The organism is Mesorhizobium sp. CA15 (assembly GCF_020165215.1).
Taxonomy (GTDB): Bacteria; Pseudomonadota; Alphaproteobacteria; order Rhizobiales; family Rhizobiaceae; genus Mesorhizobium.
In genome coordinates this window covers 42,347-51,456 of the sequence record NZ_JAIUHQ010000026.1, presented here as the reverse complement: position 1 = coordinate 51,456, position 9,110 = coordinate 42,347, and the positions used below count along the sequence as shown (strand labels likewise).

At 64.1% G+C, this 9,110-nt stretch carries 6 protein-coding genes and 1 pseudogene; 2 read left to right on the top strand and 5 right to left on the bottom strand.

Features of this window, described 5'->3' with window-relative positions:
• Together LB515_RS26595 and LB515_RS26590 are read right to left on the bottom strand one after the other, a co-directional pair.
• Positions 1-1,619 (bottom strand): annotated as a pseudogene (locus LB515_RS26595) (hypothetical protein); the annotation flags it as partial.
• Between the two features lie 224 nt (positions 1,620-1,843).
• Entirely contained in the window at positions 1,844-2,911 is a 1,068-nt protein-coding gene (locus LB515_RS26590; RefSeq protein ID WP_224709474.1) for an AraC family transcriptional regulator, read from the bottom strand.
• 152 nt (positions 2,912-3,063) lie between these two features.
• On the opposite strand from LB515_RS26590, the gene LB515_RS26585 reads away from it, so the two are divergent.
• Together LB515_RS26585 and LB515_RS26580 are read left to right on the top strand one after the other, a co-directional pair.
• Entirely contained in the window at positions 3,064-4,236 is a 1,173-nt protein-coding gene (locus LB515_RS26585; protein WP_224529526.1) for a helix-turn-helix transcriptional regulator, read from the top strand.
• Between the two features lie 251 nt (positions 4,237-4,487).
• The gene (locus LB515_RS26580; protein WP_224709473.1) at positions 4,488-5,177 is read left to right on the top strand and encodes an outer membrane protein; all 690 of its coding nucleotides are present in this window, start codon (positions 4,488-4,490) and stop codon (positions 5,175-5,177) included.
• A 159-nt stretch (positions 5,178-5,336) separates the two neighbouring features.
• Here LB515_RS26580 and LB515_RS26575 read toward each other — a convergent pair whose 3' ends face one another.
• Genes LB515_RS26575 through LB515_RS26565 form a run of 3 tightly spaced genes read right to left on the bottom strand, consistent with a single transcriptional unit; the run spans position 5,337 to position 9,108 of the window.
• The gene (locus LB515_RS26575; protein WP_224709472.1) at positions 5,337-7,631 is read right to left on the bottom strand and encodes a xanthine dehydrogenase family protein molybdopterin-binding subunit; all 2,295 of its coding nucleotides are present in this window, start codon (positions 7,629-7,631) and stop codon (positions 5,337-5,339) included.
• The gene (locus tag LB515_RS26570; RefSeq protein ID WP_224709471.1) at positions 7,628-8,611 is read right to left on the bottom strand and encodes an FAD binding domain-containing protein; all 984 of its coding nucleotides are present in this window, start codon (positions 8,609-8,611) and stop codon (positions 7,628-7,630) included. Before LB515_RS26570 ends, LB515_RS26575 begins: the two co-directional genes overlap by 4 nt.
• Positions 8,608-9,108, bottom strand: a complete 501-nt coding sequence (locus LB515_RS26565) for a (2Fe-2S)-binding protein (RefSeq protein WP_176477075.1) — start codon at positions 9,106-9,108, stop codon at positions 8,608-8,610. The genes LB515_RS26570 and LB515_RS26565 overlap by 4 nt, the downstream gene beginning before the upstream one ends.
• Between the last annotated feature and the right edge of the window lie 2 nt (positions 9,109-9,110).

Genomic DNA, 9,110 nt, shown 5'->3' with positions numbered 1-9,110 from the left:
GCCGTGCCAACGCCGTTGCCGAACGCCACAAAGCCACCGCCACTGCTTACCGCCCCGCCGTTCGAAATCGTTAGCGCACCGGTGCCGGAGCCGCCGACCAGAAGCTCCAAGCCGGCGGTCCAGGTCGAGCCCAGGCCGCTTACCGTCACAGCGCCAGCAGAACCTAAGGAAAAGCCAACATAGCCCGAGTCGCTAGTCACCCCAGCGCCGTTCGAGACATTCAGCGTGCCAGCGCCGGCATAGCCGACAGTGAGGCTCAAGTTGTTGGTCCAGGTCGAGCCGGCACCGTCGACGAACACCATGCCGGTCGAGCCGGCATTCGCGCCAATAACCCCAGAGCCGTTGCTGACGGCGCCGTGCGAGATCCCCAGCGTGCCCGTGCCCAAATCGCCGACGGTCAGCGATCCGCTGTTTGTCCAAGTAGAGCCCGCGTTGTCGACAAACACCATACCGGTCGAGCCTGCCTCCGCGCCAATAGTCCCAGAGACATTGTTGACCGTGCCGCCATGCGAGATCGCCAAGGTGCCTGTGCCTTGGTTGCCGACGAACAGGTCGAAATTGTTTGTCCAGCTCGAGCCTGAGCCATCGACGAACACCGTGCCGGTCGAGCCCGCCGAGTTGCCGACGTAGGCCGTGTCGTTGCTGACGGCGCCGCCTTGGCTGATCGCCAGGGCGCCTTTACCGAAATCGCCCACAATCAGCTTGGAGCTGTTTGTCCAGGTCGAACCGGCGCCATCGACCGTCGCCGTGCCGGTGGAGCCTTCATGCCAACCAATCGTACCGATCGCGGTGGTGGCTGAACCGGCGTTGGTGATTGTCAGATGGCCAATGCCGTTGTCGCCCACGGTCAGCGAGCCGCTGTTGGTCCAGGTGGAGCCGGCGCCGTCGATCGAGACCGTGCCGTTCGAAGCAATGCCCTTGCCGATGGACCCATCGGTGTCGCTGACCGTTCCGCCATTGGAAATGTTGAGCGTGCCGGTGCCGAAACGCGCAACCGCCAAGGTTGAGCTGTTGGTCCAGGTCGAACCCGCGCCGTCGACGGACAGGACCGCAACGGCGTCGTCGCTGTCGCCCAGGATGCCTCCTACATTGCTGATCAAGCCACCATTGAGAATGGAGACCGTCCCGGTGCCTTCGGCCCCGACATAGAAATCGTCGGCATGCAGCCATGCCGATCCCGCGCCGTCCACCATGACCGTACCGGTAGAGCCTGCGAATCGGGCAACGGCCCCTTGTGAATCACTAAGAGTTCCGCCGTTGGTGATTGTCAGCAAACCGACGTCACCGGCATTCCTCCCCACGAAAACCACGAGCCCGTTGGCGCTAAGCCCGCTTATCACGGTGGGGTTCGGCGTGAGCGTGCCGAGCGTAACCCAAGTAGCTGCGTCGGGCACCCCATTCGGAGTCCAGTTGCCGGGATCGGACCAATCGCTCGACGTTGCGCCGCTCCAGACCGCGTCCGCCGCCGCTGCCGGCAGCATCGCTCCCGCGGTGGCGATCATCAGCGCGAGCGAACTGACGCTGGCCATATGCTGAGGATTGCGTAAAGGATTGAGGTATCTCGTCAGCGCGGTCGAAGTTGGCGTGGCCTTGCGGCCGGCAACTGTATTCCGCAGCATTCAATCCCCTGAGATGACTGTTGTTTCGCCCTGAGGTCGATATGTCATTGGAGCCAGATACTGTCTTGGGCGGGACAGCACCGGAATTGGACTGGAGAGAAGTGCCATGGACTTTCTGCGCGTCGTGGTGGTTCTGCATCATCGATCGCGTCAGCGTCGCCTATTGCCTCGGCGCAGAGGGAACCTGAATCGCGTCGCCTGGCCATTGCCGGAGCCGTCCGCATCTATCTGGCGCTCGTCGGCGTATAGCCGAAGCGACGGCGGAAGCAGCGATTGAAGTAGGACACGTCGCTGAAACCGCTCATCATCGCAATTTCGCTGACCCGCATACCGTCATTGTGTCTTTGGGCGAGCATCTTATGTGCGCTTTGCAAGCGCAGCTCGAGCACACGCTCGGAGAAGCTGATACCCGTCTCCTGGAGGATGTCGTGAATATAGCGCGTCGACAGACGGAGTTCCTTTGCGACGCCCTGCGCAGAGATGCCAGGATGGGCGAAATTGTCTGCGATGTTGGCCAGGACCGCCCGCAGCCTGGCCGCTCTCAGGCCGCGCAGGCCGGCCAATTCGGCAGCCTCACCTTTCGCGCCCGTCACCAGACCGATCAGATCGACGATCACGTCCGTTGCGTGCATGCTGAGATCGGCCGAGACGAGGGGCGGGCCGGTCTCGAGAAGTTGGCAATAACGCTTGAGAAGATCGAGAGCCTCGTTTTCGGCGCCGATCTTCAACGCCAGCCTGTCATCGATCTGTGGGAAGGCCTGTACGAGGACGGCGCGTGGGACCACCACGTTCGACCACACATTCCGGTCGGCACCGACCATTTTCAGTGCTTCCGATGCCGTGACCAGGACCGCTTCTCCCTTGCCGACGCCGTACTCGCGGCCGACCTGCGCCCCGGTCAAAACGGTGTCGGCCTTGTTGATCAGCAGGAGATATCCGTCATTGCCGTCGTCGGCAATGTTGCTTGCTTTCCTCGTTGCATGCCTGATCGTTCCGGACATCTGGCCGAGAACCAGTGATCCGACAGCCGTGGCTTCTATCGCCGCCTCGAAAGGCAGGTCTGCGGACATGCCGTATTCAACCGACCATATCTCCGCGACATGGATATCCTGCCAGAGGGAAAACCGATCGCGTTCATTGAGATGCGAGGGCAACTGAGCCGATGAAAACACCGTCTTTCGCGACAATCGAACACCTCGAAAAGCCACAGCTTCAAAAATTTGTCGAACGCGATGCTTTCCAATCCGGGAATAACAAGCGACATTGATCGCTCGGCGTTCGACCGATCGCATTAGACCCTTAATCGAGTTCAACCAGGCGTGGCGTCACCCCAAAGTATGACGTCGCGAAATCCTTCCAGACGGATCGGCGTTTTTGCGCCGGGCGGCTGTCAATTTGTTGCTGTATTCATCTTTTTTCGCTCATCCCTCATGCGGGGCAGGGCATGTCAGGGGGCGTGGTGGAGAGGCTGGGCAGCGAAGTCCTTTATTCGATTATCGGTGAAATTTATGATTGCGTTTTGAATCCGGAAGGCTGGACCGGAGTGATGACCCGTGTCACCGAAGCTGTCGACGCTGCCTATACCACTGTCGCGCTGGCCAGCACTGCTGACAATCAGGGCCGTTTCGCGGCTCAATCAGCTTGGGATCCGGTGCAAATGCGCGCGCTCCAGGAGGATTATGACTTTGACGAAATTCCCGGATTGAAGGCCGCGGTCGTTGGCGACATCGACACGCCTGTTGCGACGCTGTCGCATATGAGCGAGGCCGAGCTCCAGCAAACGCCGTTCTTCCAGAATTGGGCCGGACCGCAGGGATTGCGCGAGGCTTGCATCACCAAATTCGTTCACACGCCGGACCGGATTGGTCTCATGGGCTGCACCACGCGTGCCAACAGGGGTATCATAACCGTTGAAGAGCAGCGGTTCCTGGCATTGCTCTCGCCGCATCTGCGTCGCGCTTCCCTGATTGGAGATCTGCTCGATCAGACCCGCATTACCGCCAATTTCTATCGCGAAGCGCTCGACCATCTCGCCGTGCCTATCGTTTTTGCCGGCGCCGACGGAGCAATCCTCCATGCGAATGGGGCTGCCGACCGGATGTTTTCCGGGCAGGGTCCCATTCTTTCCAGGAAGGGCCTGCTCCAACCGCAGAATCCGGTGGTCGCCCGCGCTTTGGCGGAAGCATTAGCCAGCGCTGCCGGCGCAGATGCTTCGCTTGGCTCTCGCGGCATAGGGCTGCCCGTTTCAGCGCCGGGTCAACCGCCCGCCGTAGCCTATGTGTTGCCGCTGACCGAAGGAACTGCGCGCGCGGCTTTCCGGCCCGCCTGCGCTGCCGTCTTCGTATCGACCACGACGTCCTCTTCTCCGCTGCCGGAGGCCGTTCTCACGACGCTGTTCGATCTTACTCCCGCGGAGGCACGGGTCCTCCTGCGGATCGGCAGCGGATTGCCCGCGTCCAGGAGCGCCTCGTTGCTCGGCATCAGTGAAAACACGTTGAAGACCCATCTCAACCGGATATTCGCCAAGACCGGCACGAGGCGCCAAGCCGATCTCGTCAAACTGATTTCGGACATAGGCATGCCTTTCGTAACTGATCAGGCTGCCGCCCGCCGCTGAGCTGGCCGCGCCGAATTCCTCGTCGGCGCCGGGCGGTGCCAGGTAGACTCACACCCAATCGCTGCGTCCAGACCGGCAATCGACTGAGGCTGTATGGCCACACTGACCGGGAAAGCGTTGCGGCGCTCTCCAGGACAATTCAGGTGCGGCTCAGCCCAAGACGCCGCTGGCGAACAATGCAAAACCTCGACGACACCTGGATCGCCGCCGAGCATTTCGCGGCTGGGGAAGCAACATTGGGGTAGCAAACAGTGAAAACGGTTCTTCTCGCCACAGCCTTCATTCTGGCACCTGTCGGCATCGCGTCGGCGGCGGACATCAATGAAACCTTGCCCGTTGCCGCCGACTACGACTGGTCCGGCCTCTATGCTGGCGCTCACTTCGGCTACGTCGCCGGAAAGTCCAATCTCTTCATCGCCGACGCTGGCCCTGGGGGTGCCGACGTTAACGCGCCCCTCGACCCGGATGGGTTCATTGGCGGCATCCATGTCGGCTTCGATCAGGAAATGGCGAACCGCTTCGTGCTCGGCGCCGAGGCGGACATTGCTTACAGCAATGTGGATGGGGTGGGGACCTTCACCGGTGCCGGTGCGTTGCTCAAGACCGAACTCAAGTGGTCGGGTTCGGCGCGGCTGCGGGCCGGCTACGCTTTCGATCGGACCTTGCCTTACATCACCGCGGGCGTGGCCGCGGCCAAGTATGAAATGACTGTGATCGCCACCAGCGGTTCAATACCGATCCACGACGAGACCCATCTTGGCTGGACGGTTGGAGCCGGCGTCGAGCACGCTTTCACCGACAGGTGGATCGCGCGCGTCGAATATCGCTACTCCGACTTCGGCAAAAAGGATGTTTCGGTGCCGCTGTTCGGTCCTGGCACGGTTGCGAACATCGATCTCAAGACGCACGATCTGCGGGTCGGCCTCAGCTACAAGTTCTGATCTGGCAGGCCGAACAAACCCCGGCCTCGCGCCGGGGTTTGTTCGTGCCGTAAAGGCATTCACGCCCGCCGGCGCGGGCCGAGACGATGACGGCGCGCGCTCGGCCGTCGGCGCGACACCTGCCGCCGGCCAGGGCGGAGGCCGTCGCTGGCGTCGACCTCAGATCAGCTTCTCCAGCGTGATCGGCAGATCCCGCACCCTTTTCCCTGTCGCGTGGAACACTGCGTTGGCAATCGCCGGCGCGATGCCGACGATTGCCAGTTCGCCCACGCCCTTGCCCCCAAGGGCGGAGGAGTGCGGGTCGGGGATGCCGACCGAGATGGTCTGGATGTCTGGGATATCGGCATTGGTCGGCAGCATGTAGTCGGCGAAATTGCCGTTGACGATGCGGCCGTGGCGACGATCGACGATGCCCTCCTCGAGCAGCGCCTGGCCGATGCCCATGATGATGCCGCCCTTCCACTGGCTCTCCGCCAGCTTCGGGTTGTAGAGCCGGCCCGAATCCAGCGCCGACACCACGCGCGACACGCGCACCGTGCCGAAATCCTCGTCGACCCGCACCTCGACGAAATGCGCGCACCAGGAATGGCGCGAATAGTCGCCCTCGGTGTGCGGGATCGACATGGCTATAGTGGTGTAGTTCTTGTAGCGCTCTTCCGGCGTCGTGCTGGCCGGCAGCGTGTCGCCCTTGGCTTCGATTTGGTCGCGGCCGATCGCCATCATGAAGTCGGCGATCGACAGGTCCGGCCCTTCGCCGCGCGGCGAGGCGATACGGCCATCCCTCACTTGCAGCGTGTTCGCCTGCAGCTTCTGGAACGGCGAGCGCGGGTCGGAAAGCGCGAGCCCGATCAGCTCGTCCAGCGCCTGGCCTGCCGCCTTGTGGACGGCGCCGGTCATGACGCCGGCAAGTCGCGAGCCGCCGGTGACGCCGGCGCGGGCGAAATGCGAGTCGCCGAGTTTCACCGACACCCGCTCCACCGGCACGCCAAGCGTCTCGGCCGCGGTCTGCGCCAGGATCGTGTAAGTGCCCTGGCCCATGTCGATGGACGAGCTTTCAACTTCGACCGAACCGTCGGAAAGCAGCTTCACCACCGCCTCGCCATGGGCGCGCCGCACCGGATAGGTGCCGGCCGCGACACCCCAGCCGATGAGCTGGCGGCCGTCGCGCATCGAGCGCGGCGCGTTGCTGCGCTTCGCCCAGCCGAACGCTTCCGCGCCGGCGGCAAAGGCCTCGCGCAACTGGCGTGTCGACCACGCCTTCTTCGCATGCGGGTCCTGCTCGGCATAATTGATCAGCCGCATCTCCAGCGGATCGATACCGAGCTCATAGGCAAGCTCGTCGATGGCGCTTTCGATACCGAAGGCGCTCGGGTTCTCGCCCGGCGCGCGTTTTGCGCCCGGCACCACCGTATTGACCCGCACCACATTCTGCTTCGAGGAGAAGTTGGGCGTGGCATACATGATCGAGGTGACCGACCCGAGCGGCTCAACCCACATGCCGTCGATCGCCGTCTCGTTGACGCCGCGATGCACGATCGATTGGATTTTGCCATCCCTGTCGGCGCCGATCGCAACGGTCTGACGCGTCGCCGCGCGACCGCCATAGGACGTAAAATTTTGCGGGCGGGTGAGCACCAGCTTCACCGGCCGGTCGAGCATCCTGGCGGCAGCCGCCGCCACCGCGCTGTGCGCCAGCGCCAGCGCTTTGGAGCCGAAGCCGCCGCCGATATAGGGCGAGACCAGCCGCACATTCTCGAACGGCAGGCCGAACCACTCGGCATAGGTGCGCGCCATGCCGTCGAGCCATTGGCTGGGCTCCCAGATGGTCAGCTCGTCGCCCTCCCAGCGCGCGATCAGCCCATGCGGCTCCATCGCCGCCTGGAATTCGCGGGGCGTGTTGTAGGCCGCGCAGATGCGCACAGGCGCTTCGGCGAAAGCGGCTTCAGCGTCGCCCCATTCCTTGGTCATGGCGTCGATCGGGATGCCGTCGCCCGCCTTGCCGTCGCTCAGGTCGACGATGGCCGGCGTCTCGTCATACCACACCTTGACCAGCGCCGCGGCGGCGACCGCCTGCTCGAATGTCTCGGCCACCACCGCCGCGACATGCTGGCCGGAAAAGGTGACCTCGCGCACGAGCGGCGCGTAGGTCGGCTGCGACGGCGGGTTGCCGAGCCAGTCCGATGCGCCCCTCAATTCCATGATGGTGTCGGGCGTCAGCACGGCGAGCACGCCGGGCGCGGTCTCGGCCGCGCGGGCGTCGATCGCCGTCACCTTGCCGGCGGCAATCGTTGCGCCGACCAGCACCGCATGCGTCAGCCCCTCGAGCTGCTGCTCGAAGGCATATTTCGCTGCGCCCGTGATCTTGGCCGGGCCGTCGACGCGCGACAGCCGCCCGCCGACCGCTTCGAGACGCGCGCTGTCGGACGCGGCGTGTTTCATGTCATGAACGGTCATGCCGTCTCTCCCAATTTGAGGATGGCGCGCGCGATCACGCGCGGCGCCAGCGCAATCTTGTAGTGGTTGGCGCCATGGTCGACGGCGCCCTCCATGGCTAGCTCGCTCGCCTTGCGGATCGTGGCTTCGTCGAGCGGCTTGCCTTTCAGCGCCTCTTCGACGGCGCGCGCCCGCCACGGTTTCGTGGCGACGCCGCCGAGCGCGACGCGGATGTCGCGCACGGTGCGGCCGTCGCCTTCAAGCTCCAGTCCGACCGCCGCGCTTGCCGCAGCGAACTCATAGGACTGGCGGTCGCGCACCTTGATGTAGGTCGAGCGTCTGGCCGCGGCCGAGCCTGGGATCTCTATTGCGGTGATCACTTCGCCGGGGCGGATGTCGTGCTCCTGCTCGGCGGTGGCGCCCGGCGCAAGGAAGAAGTCCTCGAGCTTCAGCTTGCGCCCGCCAAGATCGACCTCGGCGTCGAAGGCGACGAGCGCCACGGCGAGATCGCCCGGATAGGTGGCGATGCAGGCCTCGCTGACGCCGAGTACCGCATGGCTGCGCGTCGCGCCGCCAATTGCCGAGCAGCCGCTGCCGGGCGCGCGCTTGTTGCAGGCCGGGAAGTTTTGCGGATCGCGGAAATAGGGGCAGCGCGTGCGCTGCATCAGGTTGCCGCCGATGGTCGCCATATTGCGCAACTGCGCCGAGGCCGCCTGCCACAGGGCTTCCGATACGGCCGGGAAGCAGCTCTTCACGGAGGTGTGGTCGGCGACATGGCTCATCTTGGCCAGCGCGCCGATCACGGCGCGGTCGGCGGCGACATCGATGGCGTCGAGCCCTTCGATGTGGCTGATGTCGATGACGGTCGAGGGTTCGGCGACGCCGCATTTGGCGAGGTCGATGAGCGTGGTGCCGCCTGCAAGCAGCATGGCGCCGGGAAGAGCGGCGGCGTTGCGCGCGGCCTCGACGCTGTCGGCACGTAGATAGGAAAAATCTCTCACGAGCGCAGCTCCTGTGCGGCTTGGCGAATGGCGGCGACGATGTGCGGATAGGCGCCGCAGCGGCACAGATTGCCGGCCATGTATTCGCGGATCTCCTCGTCGGAGCCGGCATGGCCCTCGCGGATGCAGGCCACCGCCGACATGATCTGTCCCGGCGTGCAATAGCCGCACTGGAAGGCATCCTGCTCGAGGAACGCGGCCTGCACGGCATGCAGCGTGCCGTCCTCTCCGGCAAGGCCCTCGATAGTGGTGATCGAGCGCCCTTCGACTTGGGCCGCGAGCGTCAGGCAGGCCAGCACGCGCTCGCCGTCGACGTGCACGGTGCAGGCGCCGCACTGGCCCTGGTCGCAGCCTTTCTTGGTGCCGGTGAGGTGGAGCCGTTCGCGCAGCGCATCGAGGAGCGTCACGCGCGGTTCGATTTCCAGCGCTTGGGTCCGGCCATTGATGGTGAGATTGAGGGAAAGGGTGGTGGGACTGATGGTGACTTGGTCATTCATGG

Bases quoted from the DNA above. Each gene is read 5' to 3' on its own strand.
- LB515_RS26590 (WP_224709474.1), bottom strand. From the start codon at position 2,911: ATGCGATCGGTCGAACGCCGAGCGATCAATGTCGCTTGTTATTCCCGG.
- LB515_RS26585 (WP_224529526.1), top strand. From the start codon at position 3,064: ATGTCAGGGGGCGTGGTGGAGAGGCTGGGCAGCGAAGTCCTTTATTCG.
- LB515_RS26575 (WP_224709472.1), bottom strand. From the start codon at position 7,631: ATGACCGTTCATGACATGAAACACGCCGCGTCCGACAGCGCGCGTCTC.
- LB515_RS26565 (WP_176477075.1), bottom strand. From the start codon at position 9,108: ATGAATGACCAAGTCACCATCAGTCCCACCACCCTTTCCCTCAATCTC.